The organism is Chitinophaga sp. 01L420, from assembly GCF_056399985.1.
Genome location: NZ_JBFTSK010000033.1, coordinates 63,175 through 82,745, shown reverse-complemented (window position 1 = coordinate 82,745; position 19,571 = coordinate 63,175). Strand labels below are relative to the sequence as shown.

The window sequence follows — 19,571 nt, the reverse complement described above, 5'->3', positions numbered from 1 at the left end:
ATGCTGTAATGAAATCCGTATACCTGGCGCTGAGAGAGTCCTCAAAAAAATGGACCATGCCCATTAGAAATTGGGGCATGATCCTTAATCAGTTCTTAACTATATTTGGAAGCAGAGTRAAAATTTAGATAGTTAACATCCTCGATTTTCAAACTTACACACTTACTGAAATAGTCCCGAACGGTGGCTGCCCGTTTTCTTTCGAATGGGAACCCGTGTGAATAATTGGGATTCGTTATACAGTGATAGCCATTCGTCTCAATCCTTTTTATGCTGGATCATCGTCTTAAACGCCAATTGATACTCTTTAGCTGGTTTTGGAATTCCTTATTTCAATCCTTCTTATGCTGGATCATCATCTTGGACCATCATTGCCTACAACCATTGGCTAAAAAACAAACAGTTTCAATCCTTCTTATGTTGGATCATTATCTTGGACAGTACATTTTCCAAAATCAGCCGCTCAATATCCCTTGTTTCAATCCTTCTTATGTTGGATCATCGTCTTGGACTGGAATGGCGCTATGCCAACCGCTGGTACCGGGGGCTGTTTCAATCCTTCTTATGCTGGATCATCGTCTTAAACCATAATTCTTTTTCATGTTTTTCCGATTAGGGTTAGGTTTCAATCCTTCTTATGCTGGATCGTCGTCTTAAACTATGTTGAAACGAAAGACACACCCACAAAAATGGTGTTTCAATCCTTCTTATACTGGCTCATCTGCTTAAACAATCTGCATTTGGAAAGGTGGGGATCATGATTTTTAAGTTTCAATCCTTTTTATGCTGGATCATCGCCTTGGACAAAAGTGGCATGGCGGCTTTCCTCAAATATGCCTTGTTTCAATCCTTCTTATGCTGGATCATCGTCTTGGACAATTCAATTTTACTGTGATCTTGTTGCCARGGCTCAGTTTCAATCCTTCTTATGCTGGATCATCGTCTTGGACACTGCACTGTAGGGCTAAAGTAGGCGGTAGTTGGCTTAGTTTCAATCCTTCTTATGCTGGATCATCGTCTTGGACAAGGATCGTTCCGGCGCTTATATGCGATGAACTCGTCGTTTCAATCCTTCTTATGCTGGATCATCGTCTTGGACCGAAGGTGGGAGAGTATCGCGCCTTCAGGAACAACGCGTTTCAATCCTTCTTATGCTGGATCATCGTCTTGGACTATCAACGCCGATCCAGGCATCTGGGTGTGTTGCCGGGTTTCAATCCTTCTTATGCTGGATCATCGTCTTGGACTGTGTTAGCAGTGTTTCGCGGCTCCTAATCGGGTGTTGTTTCAATCCTTCTTATGCTGGATCATCGTCTTGGACCGCATCTGGATTCAATCCATTCACGCGCCTCTGTTATGTTTCAATCCTTCTTATGCTGGATCATCGTCTTGGACTATCTCCATGTTGTCGCCCAATAATTTAGCCTTCTTGTTTCAATCCTTCTTATGCTGGATCATCGTCTTGGACCTGAATCCACTTCGCAAGGAGTTGAAATATACCCGAGTTTCAATCCTTCTTATGCTGGATCATCGTCTTGGACACTACTGGCGAATAGTTGGTAATGTTGTATCTAACCTGTTTCAATCCTTCTTATGCTGGATCATCGYCTTGGACGAAATTTGCATCAATYCCAATTACATCACTATAAATAAGTTTCAATCCTTCTTATGCTGGATCATCGTCTTGGACAGGACTCCAAGATCATCGGCAAGATTCCAGAGACCGAGTTTCAATCCTTCTTATGCTGGATCATCGTCTTGGACCCGTTGACAATACAATATTAAGTAAGATTTTTCTTAGTTTCAATCCTTCTTATGCTGGATCATCGTCTTGGACTGGTGGCAATAAGATATTCACAATCGCAAGAGCCGGGTTTCAATCCTTCTTATGCTGGATCATCGTCTTGGACCAACATCAAGTTGGTTTGGTGTTTTGGCCTTTTCAAGTTTCAATCCTTCTTATGCTGGATCATCGTCTTGGACTACCTGGATTCTCTTTTTGCCCATTCCATCGAGAGCGTTTCAATCCTTCTTATGCTGGATCATCGTCTTGGACACGGTAGTTACGTTAGTCTCATGCTCATCATGGCTGGTTTCAATCCTTCTTATGCTGGATCATCGTCTTGGACCCTCAAAGATGCTCGAAGCAGTCAAGGCAGACTCAAGTTTCAATCCTTCTTATGCTGGATCATCGTCTTGGACAGCTGAGCGATATTACACAGTGTGCAACTCCTTCATAGTTTCAATCCTTCTTATGCTGGATCATCGTCTTGGACCTTCATTTGTGATCCAGAAAAAGGCGCCTGATTCAGTTTCAATCCTTCTTATGCTGGATCATCGTCTTGGACACGATATTCATTTCAGGAATTACAGGCCATACTTCTAGTTTCAATCCTTCTTATGCTGGATCATCGTCTTGGACAAAGTATTTTAGCCATGCTCACAATTTCGATGAAACGTTTCAATCCTTCTTATGCTGGATCATCGTCTTGGACCTTTCATGGCTCTTGGTTTATAATAATTGGTTCTGAGTTTCAATCCTTCTTATGCTGGATCATCGTCTTGGACAAAGTAGCATGCTATCCAAAGAATAGCTGCAAAAGCGAGTTTCAATCCTTCTTATGCTGGATCATCGTCTTGGACTTATTGTCATGGGATTGTAAATTGTTCCCCTTACAGCGTTTCAATCCTTCTTATGCTGGATCATCGTCTTGGACACTATGATCTGCCATTTTTCACTAAGCGATCATTCTGTTTCAATCCTTCTTATGCTGGATCATCGTCTTGGACATTTGGTATTTTGAATGAATTAAGCACGTCATACCGTTTCAATCCTTCTTATGCTGGATCATCGTCTTGGACTAGCCCCTAAAATAGCAATGAGCCCCTGAAGCCTAAGTTTCAATCCTTCTTATGCTGGATCATCGTCTTGGACTATTCACAATAACAATCTTTCTTTTAACAAGCGATAGTTTCAATCCTTCTTATGCTGGATCATCGTCTTGGACTATCRTAAGAAAAAATGCTATATGTATTGGAGCCTAGTTTCAATCCTTCTTATGCTGGATCATCGTCTTGGACGTAATTGGTATTGGGGCTTCGGCTATGTGGAAACATAGTTTCAATCCTTCTTATGCTGGATCATCGTCTTGGACAATCAATACACAAATTGTACATAATTAATCAACAAACGTTTCAATCCTTCTTATGCTGGATCATCGTCTTGGACTGGCAGTATTCCATATGCCGTCAGGCTCAAACAGCCGTTTCAATCCTTCTTATGCTGGATCATCGTCTTGGACACGCCCAGGAGAATATAAATGCTAAGCGCAGTTTTGAGTTTCAATCCTTCTTATGCTGGATCATCGTCTTGGACATGATTACCCTATACACCGATTATAATATCTGTTGGGTTTCAATCCTTCTTATGCTGGATCATCGTCTTGGACGTATTGCTTGTTTGGTCATTGTTAATTTTTTTGGTGTGTTTCAATCCTTCTTATGCTGGATCATCGTCTTGGACATAATAGTCAATGAGAAAATTACGATAGATGAACGGGGTTTCAATCCTTCTTATGCTGGATCATCGTCTTGGACTTTGTGTTGAGCCATCGAGTTCGATGTATTCCATGGTTTCAATCCTTCTTATGCTGGATCATCGTCTTGGACTTAGGATCTATTTTCATCATACAAGTATTGAAGAGTGTTTCAATCCTTCTTATGCTGGATCATCGTCTTGGACGATTCGCTACAATTATATATAATGCTCAAATGGATAGTTTCAATCCTTCTTATGCTGGATCATCGTCTTGGACCATTTGGAAGGCGACCCATTGCCTGTAGATACAGTGCGTTTCAATCCTTCTTATGCTGGATCATCGTCTTGGACGTGTTAGCTTCTTACTTTTGTCCATCTGAATTAATTGTTTCAATCCTTCTTATGCTGGATCATCGTCTTGGACAGCAGGGCCGGGAACAGCCCCGCGTGACTCAAATCGTTTCAATCCTTCTTATGCTGGATCATCGTCTTGGACGGAGGATCATACCGGCTACCAGGTAACAGATATACCGTTTCAATCCTTCTTATGCTGGATCATCGTCTTGGACTCAACATTCAATGTCTTTAAGAGGTCTGGATGCTGAGTTTCAATCCTTCTTATGCTGGATCATCGTCTTGGACCCGTGTGTGTTGGTAATTTATTGATTATAAGTAAGTTACGTGTATTTTTAATTCCCCAATAATTTGAATCTTCCATATTTCAAAGAGCGATAAACAATGTTTTTTCAATTTTTCCGGAACTATAATCAGTTTATTATCATTTAGTTACCCAGCTATTTATTACTGATGAAAATAAATTGCCGATCGGACTGATCCTACTGTATGCAAATATTCCGGTAAGTGCAAGTTATGCATCGGCTTTTAAACTTGGTTGCTTTTGGAAAAAAGTTCGTGGTTATAATTTTGTTTATTTCCTGTGAGCAAAATTTCACACTTTCTTTATCAGCAGCAGATACCGGGACTTTTATAAGTTTATTTTTACTCCTTGTATAGACTAGAAATCCCTTATGAACGATGGTGTCGAAGTTTTCTTCAATAAGCCAGGCATAACAATATATCTGTGTCTTGTAAGTATCGTACACACGATCATTATAAGTAGCAAATTTATAGTCCAATGGCGCCATACTGCCGTCTTTCAGCTTTAGCACTTCGTCTATTTTTCCGCGGAGTAGATGGTTGGTAATATATTGATCATTGTATCTTTCAGTCACTCCGATTTTTTGTCTGAGGTATTCCTTGTTATCCTCTAATCTCTTATTATGAACTTCTCTGCCTCGTAATACTTTATAGTTCTTTTCTTCATATTGAGGAATTGCTAATACATACTCAAAGTATGTGAATCGCGGACAGTATAGATACTCTATAATATGTGAGGGAGTTAATGTCATCGCATGTAGGTCTATTTTATAAGAATAACGCTTTTACTTTGTCAGTTATGAGCCTTTTGTCAAAGGCTTTTCCTAATAATACAGTTTCCTGAAGCTCGTTCTTTGACATCGGGAAAATATATATTGAATCTTTGGTTGCATCTATCAACTCTTCTATTTGTAATTGTAAACTATCTTTCTGATTTTTGTCAATTGTACCAAGGAAGACAGAGAATTGAACTCTGTAAAGCCCTGTTTGTTTACAGATTTTAGCAACTTTGCTTCGGGTTTTATCATTTTCAATATCGTAAAGTACCCACGCTATCATATTGTTTTTTTAATACGGCACTAATTTTATTCCTTTTTTATTAAATCGTTGGCGAAATGATGTGCATCTTGTTGCATTGCATTGGATCTGGTCTGATTTCTGCCTTTATAGCGGATAGGATCTCCATCCATATAATTATTAAGTGCAGTAATCAGCAATTCCTTTCCTTGCTTATTCAATGTCACTCCGTTAGTAATCTCGTCTGTATGAGATTTATTTATTTTTTTTGAAGAACATAGTCGAAAGACAGTCGTTTCTACAAATGTCCGGTATGGCTCTATGAAGTCAAAAACCATACTTTTCTGGTTATAGTCATCACGGTGAAGAAATCCAACATATGGATCAAGTCCGGCAATCATCAGGCATTTTTCTACCCTGGAGTACAATGTACCAAAGCCATAGTTCAAAAATGCATTGTAAGCATCTTTTGCCGGACGCATACTTCTTCCTGAAAATTGATACTGTTCAGGTAAAACATAGCAAATGGTTTCGAAATATAGTCTCCCGGCAGTACCCTCCAGGCCACGTATTGTTTCTGCAATCTCATCAATTTTATTTGCTTGTAACGAATTTAGCGACAAGTTTAGTTGTTCTATCCTTTGGATTTTGTCACTGAGATAATCAACCATTTGCGGCCGGTGTTTCTTCAAATCTTTAATGAACTCCAGTTGATTGTTCATTTTCTGCTCAATCCACAATTTGGTCCAGTTTACCCCTTCTTCAGCGAGACTGGCTTCCAACTGTCGCTTCCTGATACGAGTGGTGCTACCAAGCTTACTATGCCAGATACGGCCCATTGGATGACCGTCAGATTGTGTGAAGATAATATCTATATTGTTTATCAGCGCCAGGCGCACCGCATCCGTGCTGAGTGCTGCAGAAACAGACATGATAATAGAACTGATCTTATGCGCCGCAATATGTTGTTTCGTAGGTTCCGCATCTTTATTTGGAATCTTTATTTCAAACATATCATCTTTTACGTGTAGATAGGTGCCGTAAGAATTGAGATAAATTTGCATAATTTTAATTATTAACCGTTAACTTCTCACTACCGTCCCGAACCCCCTGGAAGTTTGCTTCCCAAGCCCAATTCCATCAGGGAGCAACATATTGGTAACAAAATTTCCTTCAAAAGACAACATACTATTGCCCTTGAATTTGATTTCTTTCTGATTTGTTATTTTCAAATTGGCCATAATAATACCTGGTACCTGGTAATTAACCCCCTTGCAAAAACTCAGTATATTACCTATCAGTAACGATTTCAGATGTTTTGCTTTTTGTGCTTCATCTTCCTGTTGATAATCCGCATAGTTCTGCTGATTCAATGACATCCATAATGTTTCAAAGCGATAAGCATGCAGATCATCAGAGAGTCCTATTGTCAACTGTTTGCTTTCTATATTTTTTTGCAGGATAGGATAGTGATGACCATCAATCTCAATATGTCTCATTTTCAGGAAAAGCTCAGTGAGCAAATCCGCTCCGTCATTAAGACCCATCAGTACCGGCGTATTTTGTAGTACTTTATATTGTACCATTGGATATCGATATAACACTTCTCCGGATTCGAGATGGTTATGTAGCAATGGTGATTTTTCCTTGAAGAGATTACCAAAGAATCCCCGCAGTTTGGGCGCGTGTGAAGTCGCCATCTTAATTTCCGGGAAGCGGATAATTGTTTGATGAAGTTGAGCTGTCATAATTTAAAAGAGTGTGGTATGCTTTTCAACTATTTTTTTGCGAATGAATCCGGTTTCATTGTTATATACTTCTGTGAGTCCGGATTTATCTGCCAACAGTATGTCTTCGACAAGTGGATGAATGGCATCAAGATGCTCCGTATACCAAAAAGGAACAGAAATAATTCGCTGATTAAAGATTCTCTTATATCTGGTTTCAAATATCACCTTCTTTTCTTGGGCGCCTTCTTTGTCAGCGCAGTTCAGCATTTCCAGGAAAGCTGTCAGGGCATCCGTTGCCTCCTGATCCACTTCGATAAATACAGAACGGGCATGTTCCTGCTTCTCAATAATGGTAAAGGTCGAAACCGCATCGTCACTATTATCGTAGTTCAATGTTTTCATGGATTGATACAAGTTCCTGGAGTATTCAAGATCCTTCTTGTTGGATATATTGCTAAAATAATCGTTGACAAGATCGAGGTAGGCCGATTCAGGTATTTTTTGTTTTCCAGCCAAGGCAATGCTGGACTGTGTATAAGTAATCATCCCATATATTTTCTGACAATCGCCGAAATCTACCACATACAATGGCAGATGCTCCCTGTCAGGATGTAATGGATCCGCCTCCCGGTTAATCCGACCAGCCACCTGTATGATCGAGTCAATAGGAGCCATGTCCCGGAATCCCATATCGAAGTCCAGATTAACACCAGCCTCTACTACTTGTGTAGATACCAGGATCGGAGAGAGGCCTGCCTTTAGATCAGACTTTATTGTCTGAATCACCTCAAAACGCCGACTGGGAACAATGTTGGTGGAAAGACAATAGAGCGGATGAGTGTAGCCATTATCAGATAAGTATTTTTGCAATGCTTCAAATAATGCAATACTCCTACTAACGGTATTAACAACGATAATACAGGATTGGTTGTTTTGCCAGTGTTGTTGGAAATAGTTATTTACAAAGTCTGACTCATCAGGCACCTTCTTATCTAGTAGTGGAATGATGCAGGTACGCCGATAGCTTTCATAGATGTTTTTATGATCGTCTAATAGCTCCAGATAGGTTGGATTGCCGTTGTTGAAGAACTTTTCATCTATCGCATCTATTCTTTCCCGGGATAAAATTTCCTGGTATGCCAATTCAAAGATTTGAGGCCGGGTCGCTGTCATCAGCAGTATACGGGTATTCAAAAATTTGCTCAGGTAATAAAGAGAAACACCAATAATTGGGATTTTATCCAATGACAGCGTTTGGATTTCATCGAGTATAACAATTGCGCCCGCCAGGTGATTGAATTTTTTAAGTATTTTGTTCCGGTTGCCAATTAACGTTTGAAAGAACTGGACAAAAGAAGTAATGACGACATCACTTTGCCAGGTGTCTAATTGCATCAGCTCTTTATTATAATCGGCCGCCAGTGTATTCTCATCTTTTAACCTGTCTTGACTGAATACCTCTGCATATTGATAGTGAGCAAGTATCCTGGTGCCAGGCATTGTTTGCTGATACTCTTCTACGGCTTGCTCTATAATGTTAATGAATGGCAGGCCATAGATGATCTGTGGCAGTCTTCCCTCTTTCTTGCAAATGATTTCCCGCAGCTTTAAAGCAAAGTCTAAAGCCGTTAATGTTTTGCCTACACCTGTCGGGGCAGTGAGCGTAAATATTTTGTGTTGTAAGATATCCGGTCTTTCCAATTTTGATATCACTGTAGTTCGAACCTGGTTTCGTAATTTATTGGCACTATCCGATAATCTTTCATCTACACTATTAGACAATATAGGACATCTTGAATGTACCGTGGTGTCAGAAGCATCCAGTTTATCAGCTTCTATCAACAAAGAAAAAAGATAGTTGATCAGATAATAGTTTTCAATAGATGCCCGATCAGGTTTGATCAGTTGTCGTAGTTGGTTCCGGCAGGACCTGAAATCTGGGAATGACAATAAATCAGATAGGTGTTCACAACAAAGCTCCTTTTCTATCTGATCCAGATATCCCAACAGACTTTCACGCTGTGTATTAAAAATCGTTTCCTTTGTTTTATCCTCTTTCTTTAGACAGTCAATTATATCTGTAAGATTAGAATGATGAGAAGCTACAATGAAATAGCCAATGGTGGCCAGCAATGGCATTTCAGTTTTGTATTTTTCATACACAACATATGCCCCAATGCGCGAATGCTGCTTCAGTTCATAGTTGGTCTTGCCAATTCCCATCAGGTAACTGTTGAAAAAAGGCGTATACTTTCCTAAGTCGTGAAGCCGGCAGATTACTTCCAATAAGTTTTCAATGATAGTTATGTCATAGCTAAAGCCAATCCCGGGATACAAGGATTTTAGCGCTATGCGGGCAACAGCCGACACATGATCCCGAATCAGTTTTGTTCCCTGCTTTCCGGTRGGCGTATTTTTCGAGTGAGAAAAAAATACAGGATTAGTCATTTTCCAGAAAAGTAATGGTTTGAGTTCGATCTAGTATGAAGTAATCACCGCTGTAAACTACTTTTAGCGGAAGGGCATTGTGCGAAAATAAGACACGGTTCATCGCAGATAGTTCTCTGTTATGATCTCCGATAAAGTCTGCCGGCATGAGCTCTTCTTCCACGAAACTGCTATCTTCCTTTTTTTCAAATTGTAGCGAAGTGATCTTATCTGAAATAATTGCGGAATCAAATAGTAGTTGTTTGTTCGTCACTTGCTTTTGTTCGATAGCTTCGTCACTGAATAAATAAGCATCGCTGATATATGCGTTGAAGCTTGCTATGCCAAAGGAAAGAGTATAATGTACCTGCCTGCTCAGCGCATATTCTTTCAGCAAACGAAACACCGGATTCTCTATATCAAATGCAGATACGAATATGCGATAACAAATTTCATCCTGTTGTAAATGATGCCCGGTAACTATTTCAAAAGGAGTTTGGATATGGCCGGAAGTCCCTCTGAAATCTGAACTGAATGCTTTGCCTTTTTCTATGTCGGCTTCAAGATTTCCCAAACTTACTACCCGGAGAAAATTTAACCGGTGAAATGTTTTCTTGACTGGTGTACGTAAGGCAATACCTATCCTTATTTTGTCAGCTGCAAATGTGGAATGATACCCACCTTTAGGTAAGCCTAGCATAGCCGCCAGCATACCGGTAATCGTTGTTCTGGGAGGAATGGTGAAAGACAGGGAAGTATTATTCGCATAATACTTCCTGAAATGTGCCATCTTACCTTTAATATCAATCTGTAGTATTTCCATGCATTTCTAGTAATTGATGGCGGGATGATTTTTAATATAAACTTCTTTTATGGCTTTATCCTTTCCTGTATTATCGCCTATAAGCTGTTTAAGTTTCGAGAAATCTATGTCAAGATCTTCCAATCCCCTTATATTCTCCTTCTTCGATGTAACAGTGAGGTACTTTCTCAGATCACCAAAGTGTCCATTGGAGAAATGATCGTTATAAACAATTTCAAGGTGCAGCTTTGCATATTGATTGAGCTTTGACCTGGTGGGGTTGGCGGAGACTGCATTCCAAACTGACGTTCTGAATGTATTCCTGTCAGCCTCAGTTAAACCAGTGGTTTGTGCGGCATACTTGTTGATAGTGCCGTTAAATGCCAGGAGGCTATAATAAAGCCGGTAATCCTTTCCGAAAGTGCTGCTATCGTCATTCATAATAGTGACAATAGAATTGCTGTCGACTAACTCGACTTCATGCAATGAATACCCCCAGTTGAGCTGTATTGCGCCTGTATATGCTTTTGAGAAACCTGCCACCGCAAAAGCACTTCCAAACATCCGGATATCCACAAATTTGTTTTTTACCAATTGAGCCAGGATATAAATATTCAGCTCCTGGTTTTTCTTATCCTGTTGCAAGGCTTTAAAGATGCTCTCTTTCTCCTTTTTATCTTTTATGAGCTCTTTGAATGCCGTTTTCATGACAGGGTTCTCCTGAAAAATCTGATCAACATCTGCTTCGTTGCTCAATGTTTTTTCAATGACGTACTGCAGTTTTGTTTCAGGGCTCACCTTATTTTCACCTTCCATGTCAACAAAAATCTCCACCCCTTCATTTTTGAGATAGTCGCGGATAGAACGTTTTAGCCTGATATCGGTTACGAGATTTGTTTTGGTATCATAATCCATTCGGGGTTTGTTTTCCTGGTCTGGATCACCATTTGGATTACATAAGGTAGCATCAAAGAGGAACAGAAAATCGGAGTTATTTTTTACGACGGACATTTTGTTAGTTTTTATTGTTTTTTATGTGAATACCGAAGGAATAGCCATTTAGAATAAAGAATAAGGCCTCGTGGGGATTTACCTTCCAGGAGTTGTAGTCGAAAAGCTCATTAAATCGTGCGTCAGCAAAGAGGACGCGTTCTATTTCATTGTATTGTTTGGCTTTTTCCAGTAGTGAGGACCTTAACCGTTGAATATCATTCCGCTCCATTCCGTTGAAATTCAGTTTATCCAGAACGGTTTTCTTTTTTTCCATCTGCAGATACGTGACGGAATTAAGCATTCGACCGAGATAGAAGAGTGCTTTTTGATGATCTTTGTATTGCATCCGCTCAAAGAAGGTATCTATTCTTTGCTGATAGGTGTTTGTTTTTTCAGGATTAGTTATTGCCTCCGGTGATTGTTGGGTGTTTTCTTCCATATAGTTTGATAGTTTGAGTCGTGTTAATACTTTCRTGAAAGCCAGGTATTTATATACTGCGTCCCTTATTGCAAAAACAAAGGCGTCCTCATTAAATCTTTTTACGTTTTTATATGCTTCGTATCGTCCGAATCGGTGGCAGAGGATCAGATCCGTGAAGTGTTTAAACAGAATATTTATGTTGATATTTCGTTTTTCCAGTATGGATTTAAAAATGGACAAGGCCTCATTTTTCTTTTCCTTGTCCTTGCGCAAAGGAATCAGCTGGTAGATGGTATTTAAATTGAAAGACTGGCTTTTCTTTTGATTAAAGTATTCGGTTGTTATATTGGGCCAGTCGACCGTATCTTCCATGTTATTGAATTCGGCATCTATATCAGCGAATGCTTTTATGACATGCTCAAAATGTGTTTTTGATACATCTTTTATCAGGTTGATTGTTTTGAAAGAGTTACCGTCTGACTCAAATGCCAGGAAGTTAAGCCAGTAGAGATCATCTTCTTTAAATTCGTCTTCAATGGCAATAATAGATTTTTCAAATACTGTTCTCTGAAAAAGCAATTCTGATTTCTTGTAATTTTCCTCCAGAATGGTATCAAAATCAACTTCCTTATTCGCCAGGAATTGGGGTATGACACAATGAGAAATGCCGGCAATGCTTATTTGTTGGGTTTTTAGCAGGTGATCAGAGGCCCGTTCCAGGAATAATTGTTCTTCTGCATTAATTTGATAATTTTTGGAGAAGTTGTTTTTATTGAAACCTGTAGCATAATTAAGCGTGGTTTCAACAAACATATAGTTTATGCTGTATCGATTTGGGAAGTCAATACCAATTACATTTTCTTTAATCTTTCCGGTGGCGTAACTGATCTTTTTTTCAGTGGAGGTGGGCTTGGTGAATCTGTCAAGGTGTACAAATTCCTCAAATCCCTGGAGTGCTGAAATGGGAGTGGCGCTTTTAATCCCCAGGTTTTTAGAAATGACGGCCACATAAATTAATACCAGTTTACTATTTCCAATTCCTTTATTATCGCCAAAGATCTTACTATTGATGGTTTCTGGCAGATTCCATCCTTCAGATAGAAATTTATCTCTGATAACAAACAGTGCTGCAAGTACCTGGTACAGTAGGGAGTGCTGCAACGCCGGAAATTTATTATCTATATATTCCTGGAATTCTCCCTTGGTCGGTATATTCCCCTTATTATCTATTTTGCCAAATAAGGTTTTTTCTAACTGAGCAATTTTTCCCGTTTCGCAGCAAACGTAAGTTGCTTTGTTGTTGCCGCCTTTTATAGACAAGTTTTTAAACTTGAAAAGTGCATTTTTCCCATAGGCACTTATTTCGCCAGCACTGATTGTTTGCTCATCAATATTTATGATAATACCTGCTATCAGATTTTCCTTTTGTGGATCAGTTTTCGGTGTGTCAATAACATCATCCCAAATATCTGAATCCTGGCTTAAGTGCTCACCTAATCGGGTAAGGGTTAATATCATGGAGGGTTAGGGGGTTTGATTGGAGGCAAAGCAATATATAAAAAGGTGATAAAAAATACGGGAATTTGTTAATCTTATGTTATTCGAATATCGTTTACAAAAGGGAATTCTGGGATCAAGTTGAAATCTTGGTGGCAGTGTGAATTTTAAGCATAAATTTTAGTCAATCTATAAGGAAGAATACTACAGGTCTAAGCCTATCAGCTGCCCGAAAGCCTGTATCACGGATATTTTAGAAGGAATTTTATCTTCGTTGTCTCTAAATAGTCTTTTAAGATATAGTGTATTAAGAACCCTCATCATTATAATCAGCATTACCCGCAAAATGTATTGCCATTATGTAGATTCCGTTTAGGCTATGCTTAGCATCCGCTAAGTACATATAGAAGCAGTGCAGGAGAGGTGGACTTGATGCGGGGATGATGTCCGGATGTGTAATCCCGATGAAATTGCATCAGCAAATGGAAAGAGGTGAGAACCGGCCATAGGAGGGCTGCTTCAGTACCAGGCTGTAGCTGTGCAAAGAGAGGGAGTATTTAAAGGAAACAGGTATAAAGGGTTTATTTATCAAAATATCTCCGGGGCAAGATCGCTTTATTCCAGTTGAATGACGGCTGGATATGTGTATGTATAGGTAAGTTTGGGAAGCAATTTCGTGCGCTTTGGGTAAGTGCGTTTATTAGCTGATTTGGGTACTTGTGGCGCTGCCACCGCAATAATATCGGCTGCCATGTATTGTCTGCTGCACGATGGGCCATCTTTGTATAGGGCTCTTACCTGGAAAACGACAACCAGTGAACCCTGCCCGGGTACATCCAGCGAAATATTTGTTTCCTGGAAAGTGGTATCGGTGTCTATCATTAGTGTAGCCGTTTCACTACCCGCTACCTGTCGTGATCTAAAATCAATGCGCGTTGCGATCACTTTTACTTCCAGCGCAGCAATACCTTTATACCCATCGATGGTTTGTGCGGGAATATTTAATATTCCGTTACTCAGCAGCCGGGGAGCCACCGCAAAGAAACGATCTACTCCGGTATGCTGATTGAAGCGGAAGCCTGTCAGGGCTTCGTGGTGATCGCCGGCAGCAATGAGCAGTTTGTTCAGCCGATTGATGTGGCCGCTATCACAATGGATATCCAGGTGGCCATAGAACGCATGCCGGATAAACGCGCCTTTCCTGCTGGCGATGCCAAAGCGGCGGGATGCGCGGCGAGTAGCAGCCGTTTGCTGCACGCTTTCAGGCATGGAGCGCAGGAAGTAGTTGCCATTGCGCTTATACCCAATGAGAGGGCCGAGCTTTCCCGTAAAGGGAAGGATAGACATTTGTTTTGCCATGGGAGATTATTTTGATTACTATAAATATAACATAATTCGGGGAGGGTGTTTTCGGGACAGATAGAAGATTATCTAACGGGAGTATAATGGGGATTATATAATATTCAAAGATGGTGTAGCAGGGATTTGACAATGACAAACGGGAGTGTATTGAGCATTTAGAGAATATTGAAAAAAGATATTCCTCAGGTTGAAAACTTGATTTATAGACCTTCAGCGTCCACTAATAGTATACACAAAAAAAGGCGCATCCACTGGAATGCGCCTTTTCAAAATTATATCAAAGCATTATTGCCCCTGTTTCTTTTTCTTATGATCCACAATGGCTCCTGTGCCTGCACCTACACCGGCGCCAATCAGGGTTCCTATTGCGGCTCCTTTCAATCTGTCTTTATTTACAATTGCTCCGGTAATGGCACCTGCACCTGCGCCAACAACGGCGCCTTTAGCAGTGTGGCTCCATCCTTTCCAACCTTTCTTCTTTGCTGGTGCAGCAGGAGCTGGTGTTGCCGGGGCGGGACTATTCATCTCTGCATCGGCATATCCTGGTGTTACAGCTGCGTTGGAAGTATTATGTCTGTGTTTCTTTAAGTTATTCATTGAGTCCACTACCTGTTGTTTAATGGCACTTACATTATTCATGGAATCAATGGTGGCTTTCTTCGCGCTCTCTATAGCGGCGGCATTATCAGCATTGCYTTTGCAGGAAAAGAAAATGACTGCTGCTGCTAAGGCTACAAGTAACTGTTTCATGGTTAAAATCCTTTTAACAGGCAGCTCACGAAAATTATGCCAAACTCAAAAATTACAGTGGTAATCGCATTTCTACGAGGTTGGTGCGGAATCCGGCTTTCTCATAAGCTTTAACGGCAGCCTCGTTCCCGCCATATACTTCGAGCCGCATTTCAACCATTCCCTGTGCGGATGCCCAGGCTTTAAGTCCTTCGACGATCAGCTTGTTGACCCCTTTACCCCGGTGTGCGGGTTCTACATACATAAATCCCAGGTAGGCATATTGGGGAAATGTAAGATAGGGTTTGGCTTCCTTTATACGTGCATAGCCGGAGCCTATCAGCTGGCCATCATACTCCGCCACCAGTACTTCCACATCGGAAGCGGCGATCATAGCGGCAATATCGTAATAATGAAAAATACCGTCTTTTATAGTCGGGTCATAGGGCCGTTCTGAGTTGATAATATGCTGCTCAAATTCAAGCAGAATGGGTAGGTCAGCCAATATTGCCTTTCTGATGTGAATAGTTTCCATGATTGCTTAATTGTAACTAGTGTAGAGCAAATATCAGTTTTTTACTACTTATAACCGCTTAATCTACTAATTACTGTCGGGTGATCGAAGTTTTTGTTTGCACCGATTATTAAAGAACTGTTCGTGACATATCTGCCAATACTCCGGGAACGATTGCGTAAATATCCCCGCAGTTCTGCACCCCATTTGCTATTTTGGCGGGCGCAATTCAATACCACGCTATGAAACAAACTATCTTAACAGCCATAGGCCTGTTCATTAGTCTCTTCCTTTCTGCGCAAACGATAGCGAAAACAGTCGCGAAAGATGGCAGCGGTGATTATACCACCGTGCAGGCGGCATTAGATGCGATACCTCTTAACAACAAAATACCTGTACGCATCTTTATAAAAAATGGCATTTACAAGGAAAAAATAAAGCTGGATTCCACCAAAGATTTTGTTACGTTAATAGGAGAAGATGAAAATAAAACGATTCTCACCTACGATGATCATGCGGGCATGCGCAATGCTGCCGGTGATAGTATCACTACCTATTCTTCTCCCTCCTGTATGATTTATGCCAGCGATTTCAGGGCAGAACACCTCACCTTCGAAAATACTGCCGGCGTAAAAGCGGGACAGGCTGTGGCACTCAGCGTACGGGGCGACAGGGCTACGTTTGTGCATTGTCGTATGCTGGGTTTCCAGGATACTTTGCTGGCCGGAACATTTTACTGCAGACAATACTACAAAGCATGTTACATTGAAGGAAGTACCGATTTCATTTTTGGCTATGCGGCTGCATTGTTTTATAAGTGTCTTATTAACAATAAAACAAACTCCTATATTACGGCAGCGGCTACACTGCAAACATGCCCGGTGGGGTATGTATTTAAAGATTGTACACTGACTGCAGACAGCGGCGTAGCCAAAGTATACCTGGGGCGGCCCTGGCGGCCCTACGCCAGCACTACCTGGATTGACTGTTACATGGGCACACACATTTTGCCGGAAGGTTGGGACAACTGGCGAAAGGAGTCGAATGAAAAAACGGCCCGTTACGCAGAGTATAACAGTCGTGGCCCCGGTGCTAATCCGGCGGGTAGGGTAAGATGGAGCCGGCAACTCACCAAAAAGGAAGCGAAACAATTTACAAGGGAATATATATTCGGAGACTGGAAATTTAAATTATGAAGATAACAGCCTGTCTGTGGTGCCTGCTGGCAACCACACCGGTGATGGCACAATCTGTATCAGAAGTGTCGAAAGTATGGGTAGCTGATAATGGAGATGGCACTTATAAGAATCCGGTACTATATGCGGACTATTCCGATCCCGATGTCATCAGGGTAGGAGACGACTATTACCTGATAGCCTCCAGCTTTGACGCCGTTCCGGGCTTGCCGATCCTGCATTCCAAAGACCTCGTCAACTGGCGTATTATCGGGCATGCTTTACTGCGTCAGCCACCCTATGATCATTTCGCGGTAACGCAGCATGGCAACGGCGTTTGGGCACCCGCTATCCGCTATCACAATAAGGAGTTTTATATTTATTACCCGGATCCCGATTTCGGCATCTATGTGGTAAAAGCAAAGCAGATCACAGGTCCCTGGAGTATACCGGAACTGGTAGTTGGCGGTAAAGGACTGATAGATCCCTGCCCTCTGTGGGATGATAACGGACACGTATATATGGCGCATGCTTATGCAGGTAGTCGCGCCGGTATTAAAAGTATCCTCGTAGTAAAAGAGTTGAATGCCACCGGTACTAAAGCGCTTGATGAAGGCGTGCTGGTGTTTGATGGACATGATGATCAACCTACACTGGAAGGCCCCAAGATCTATAAGCGTAATGGGTACTACTATATTTTCGCACCTGCTGGTGGCGTTAGCACAGGATGGCAACTGGTATTGCGCTCGAAAAATATTTACGGTCCCTACGAAAGTAAAACGGTGATGGATCAGGGGCATTCCCCGATCAATGGACCTCATCAGGGCGCCTGGGTCCAAACACCAAAAGGGGGCGACTGGTTTCTGCATTTCCAGGATCAGGAGGCGTATGGCAGGGTTGTTCATCTACAGCCGATGAAGTGGGTGAATAACTGGCCAGTGATAGGCATAAAGAAAGATGGTGATGGCAAAGGAGAACCCGTACTCAGTTACCGCAAACCGGATGTAGGCAGCACTTATCCGCTGGCTACTCCACAGGAGTCAGATGAGTTTAATGAAAGCACATTGGGACTGCAATGGCAATGGCAGGCGAATCCGGCTGCCGGCTGGGCTTTTCCGTCTGCTGCACATGGCAGCCTGCGCCTCTTTGCAGCGCAACAGCCCGACAGCGCCCGGAATTTGTGGGAAGTACCTAATGTACTCCTGCAGAAATTCCCGGCGCCGGCATTTAGTGCTACCGTGAAGTGCCGCTTTAAACCCAGACAGGAAGGAGATCGTATGAGCATGCTGGTAATGGGGAGCGATTACGCAGGACTATCACTCGTGAAAAAAGCAGACGGCATTTATTTATCCCGATTCAACTGTAAACAGGCAGACAAAGGCCATCCCGAAACGGTTACCATACTGGAAAAGATAACGTCCACGGATATATTTTTCAGGGTGCAGGTAAGAGAAGGCGCTGTTTGTCAGTTCAGCTATAGCCGCGATGGACAAGCATTTCAGGATGCAGGAGCACCGTTTACCGCCGTTACCGGCAGATGGATAGGCGCCAAAATGGGATTGTGCTGTACCAGGAATGTTAAAACAAATGATGCAGGCTGGGCTGATGTGGACTGGTGGAGAGTAGATAAATAGTTACCGCGATTATCGTTTCTTTTTAGCCGGTGCCACCGGAGGAATCAATAATTCCGTTTGCAATACCCGCGTTTCGAAATCTTTTACGGGTCTTTTGCTTTCTATCAGTTGCAGTAATAATTGAGTGGCCACCTGTCCCATTTCAAAGGCGGGTTGCCGCACTACAGTGAGTGGCGCATGCAGTAGTTCAATCAACTCTGAATTGGAAAATCCTGTCAACGCCATTTCACCGGGGATGGCCATCTGCGCTTTTTTCAGCGCACGCATACAACCTGTAGTAAGCTTATCTGAAGTGGTAAAAATAGCATCCGGCCGTTTCTTTTCTTTCAACAGCTCCTCTACGGCATCTGTTACTTCCTCCAGCAGCATGCCGCCATGGAAGCAATATTTGATGAGCGAAGGTGGGGGCTTGATACCGTGCTTTTCCAATGCAGCCATATATCCCGCCACCCGTTCACGGGTAATGGAAAGATGTGCCGAGTTGGTAATACAGGCAATACGCCTGTATCCCTGCGAAAGCAAATGCATAGTGGCATTATACGCCCCCTGGAAATTATCCACCATTACTTTATGCGTGGCAATATCTTCTACAATCCGATCGAAGAATACAATGGGAAAACCGTATTGATGTAGTGCTTTCAGATGCGTCAGGTCCTTAGTCGCACTGGATACCGAAATCAGCAGGCCATCTATGGAACGGGAAGCGAGGTATTGTAATGTTCTTACTTCTTTTTCAAAAGATTCATGACTCTGGGAAATGATGACCGTATAGCCTTGCTCGTTAGCAACTGATTCAATTCCGTTAATTGTCTGCGAAAAAAAACTATTGGCAATCTCGGATACGATTACGCCAATTGACCTGCTTTTTTTCTCCTTTAAACTTAAAGCAATAGGGTTGGGATGATAGTTCAACTGTGCAGCATGTTCCAGTACCAGTTGCTTGGTGGCCGCACTGATTTCATGGCTGTCACGCAATGCACGTGATACCGTGGAAGTAGACAGGTGAAGTGCCTGCGCAATATCTTTTATAGTAGCTGCTTTATACTTCATAAGGCTTCCGGACTATGTTTTCCGG

Annotated in this window: 14 protein-coding genes and 1 CRISPR repeat array; of the genes, 2 read left to right on the top strand and 12 right to left on the bottom strand. The window is 41.7% G+C overall.

What is annotated here, in order from left to right:
* Positions 1-255: 255 nt before the first annotated feature.
* A CRISPR array of direct repeats spans positions 256-4,180; the repeat unit is 37 nt; unit sequence GTTTCAATCCTTCTTATGCTGGATCATCGTCTTGGAC.
* Between the two features lie 194 nt (positions 4,181-4,374).
* The 11 genes from cas4 to AC1DP6_RS25680 all read right to left on the bottom strand — a co-directional run bounded on the left by cas4 (position 4,375) and on the right by AC1DP6_RS25680 (position 15,708).
* Positions 4,375-4,947, bottom strand: a complete 573-nt coding sequence (cas4, locus tag AC1DP6_RS25730; protein WP_477057414.1) for a CRISPR-associated protein Cas4 — start codon at positions 4,945-4,947, stop codon at positions 4,375-4,377.
* A gap of 16 nt (positions 4,948-4,963) precedes the next feature.
* Positions 4,964-5,254 (bottom strand): CRISPR-associated endonuclease Cas2, encoded by a 291-nt coding sequence (gene cas2, locus AC1DP6_RS25725; protein WP_477057413.1) that lies wholly within the window; start codon positions 5,252-5,254, stop codon positions 4,964-4,966.
* 26 nt (positions 5,255-5,280) lie between these two features.
* Positions 5,281-6,276, bottom strand: coding sequence for a CRISPR-associated endonuclease Cas1 (gene cas1, locus AC1DP6_RS25720; RefSeq protein ID WP_477057412.1), 996 nt, complete (start codon positions 6,274-6,276; stop codon positions 5,281-5,283).
* Positions 6,277-6,294: 18 nt separating this feature from the next.
* Positions 6,295-6,960, bottom strand: a complete 666-nt coding sequence (locus tag AC1DP6_RS25715) for a CRISPR-associated endonuclease Cas6 (RefSeq protein ID WP_477057411.1) — start codon at positions 6,958-6,960, stop codon at positions 6,295-6,297.
* A 3-nt stretch (positions 6,961-6,963) separates the two neighbouring features.
* Positions 6,964-9,390, bottom strand: coding sequence for a CRISPR-associated helicase Cas3' (gene cas3, locus AC1DP6_RS25710; RefSeq protein WP_477057410.1), 2,427 nt, complete (start codon positions 9,388-9,390; stop codon positions 6,964-6,966).
* Positions 9,383-10,192 carry a CRISPR-associated protein Cas5 gene (gene cas5, locus AC1DP6_RS25705; protein WP_477057409.1) on the bottom strand — a complete coding sequence of 270 codons (810 nt, stop codon included), beginning with the start codon at positions 10,190-10,192 and terminating at the stop codon, positions 9,383-9,385. Before cas5 ends, cas3 begins: the two co-directional genes overlap by 8 nt.
* Before the next feature lie 6 nt (positions 10,193-10,198).
* Entirely contained in the window at positions 10,199-11,182 is a 984-nt protein-coding gene (locus tag AC1DP6_RS25700; protein ID WP_477057408.1) for a CRISPR-associated protein, read from the bottom strand.
* Positions 11,183-11,186: 4 nt separating this feature from the next.
* A complete protein-coding gene (locus AC1DP6_RS25695; protein WP_477057407.1) occupies positions 11,187-13,103 on the bottom strand; it encodes a TM1802 family CRISPR-associated protein in 1,917 nt (638 codons plus the stop codon).
* 594 nt (positions 13,104-13,697) lie between these two features.
* Complete coding sequence (locus tag AC1DP6_RS25690; protein ID WP_477057406.1) at positions 13,698-14,441, bottom strand: hypothetical protein; 744 nt, start codon at positions 14,439-14,441, stop codon at positions 13,698-13,700.
* Positions 14,442-14,729: 288 nt separating this feature from the next.
* Positions 14,730-15,194, bottom strand: coding sequence for a glycine zipper domain-containing protein (locus tag AC1DP6_RS25685; RefSeq protein WP_477057405.1), 465 nt, complete (start codon positions 15,192-15,194; stop codon positions 14,730-14,732).
* 52 nt (positions 15,195-15,246) lie between these two features.
* Positions 15,247-15,708: an N-acetyltransferase family protein gene (locus AC1DP6_RS25680; protein WP_477057404.1), complete on the bottom strand. Its 462-nt coding sequence runs from the start codon at positions 15,706-15,708 to the stop codon at positions 15,247-15,249.
* Positions 15,709-15,929: 221 nt separating this feature from the next.
* Between AC1DP6_RS25680 and AC1DP6_RS25675 the strand changes: the two genes are divergently transcribed.
* Together AC1DP6_RS25675 and AC1DP6_RS25670 are read left to right on the top strand one after the other, a co-directional pair.
* Positions 15,930-16,883: a pectinesterase family protein gene (locus tag AC1DP6_RS25675; RefSeq protein WP_477057403.1), complete on the top strand. Its 954-nt coding sequence runs from the start codon at positions 15,930-15,932 to the stop codon at positions 16,881-16,883.
* A complete protein-coding gene (locus AC1DP6_RS25670) occupies positions 16,880-18,496 on the top strand; it encodes a glycoside hydrolase family 43 protein (protein ID WP_477057402.1) in 1,617 nt (538 codons plus the stop codon). Before AC1DP6_RS25675 ends, AC1DP6_RS25670 begins: the two co-directional genes overlap by 4 nt.
* Before the next feature lie 9 nt (positions 18,497-18,505).
* On the opposite strand, the gene AC1DP6_RS25665 is transcribed toward AC1DP6_RS25670, so the two are convergent.
* Positions 18,506-19,546, bottom strand: coding sequence for a LacI family DNA-binding transcriptional regulator (locus tag AC1DP6_RS25665; RefSeq protein ID WP_477057401.1), 1,041 nt, complete (start codon positions 19,544-19,546; stop codon positions 18,506-18,508).
* Between the last annotated feature and the right edge of the window lie 25 nt (positions 19,547-19,571).

Bases quoted from the DNA above. Each gene is read 5' to 3' on its own strand.
- cas4 (WP_477057414.1), bottom strand. From the start codon at position 4,947: ATGACATTAACTCCCTCACATATTATAGAGTATCTATACTGTCCGCGA.
- AC1DP6_RS25700 (WP_477057408.1), bottom strand. From the start codon at position 11,182: ATGTCCGTCGTAAAAAATAACTCCGATTTTCTGTTCCTCTTTGATGCT.
- cas1 (WP_477057412.1), bottom strand. From the start codon at position 6,276: ATGCAAATTTATCTCAATTCTTACGGCACCTATCTACACGTAAAAGAT.
- cas2 (WP_477057413.1), bottom strand. From the start codon at position 5,254: ATGATAGCGTGGGTACTTTACGATATTGAAAATGATAAAACCCGAAGC.
- AC1DP6_RS25670 (WP_477057402.1), top strand. From the start codon at position 16,880: ATGAAGATAACAGCCTGTCTGTGGTGCCTGCTGGCAACCACACCGGTG.
- AC1DP6_RS25675 (WP_477057403.1), top strand. From the start codon at position 15,930: ATGAAACAAACTATCTTAACAGCCATAGGCCTGTTCATTAGTCTCTTC.
- AC1DP6_RS25680 (WP_477057404.1), bottom strand. From the start codon at position 15,708: ATGGAAACTATTCACATCAGAAAGGCAATATTGGCTGACCTACCCATT.
- AC1DP6_RS25715 (WP_477057411.1), bottom strand. From the start codon at position 6,960: ATGACAGCTCAACTTCATCAAACAATTATCCGCTTCCCGGAAATTAAG.
- AC1DP6_RS25665 (WP_477057401.1), bottom strand. From the start codon at position 19,546: ATGAAGTATAAAGCAGCTACTATAAAAGATATTGCGCAGGCACTTCAC.
- cas5 (WP_477057409.1), bottom strand. From the start codon at position 10,192: ATGGAAATACTACAGATTGATATTAAAGGTAAGATGGCACATTTCAGG.
- AC1DP6_RS25690 (WP_477057406.1), bottom strand. From the start codon at position 14,441: ATGGCAAAACAAATGTCTATCCTTCCCTTTACGGGAAAGCTCGGCCCT.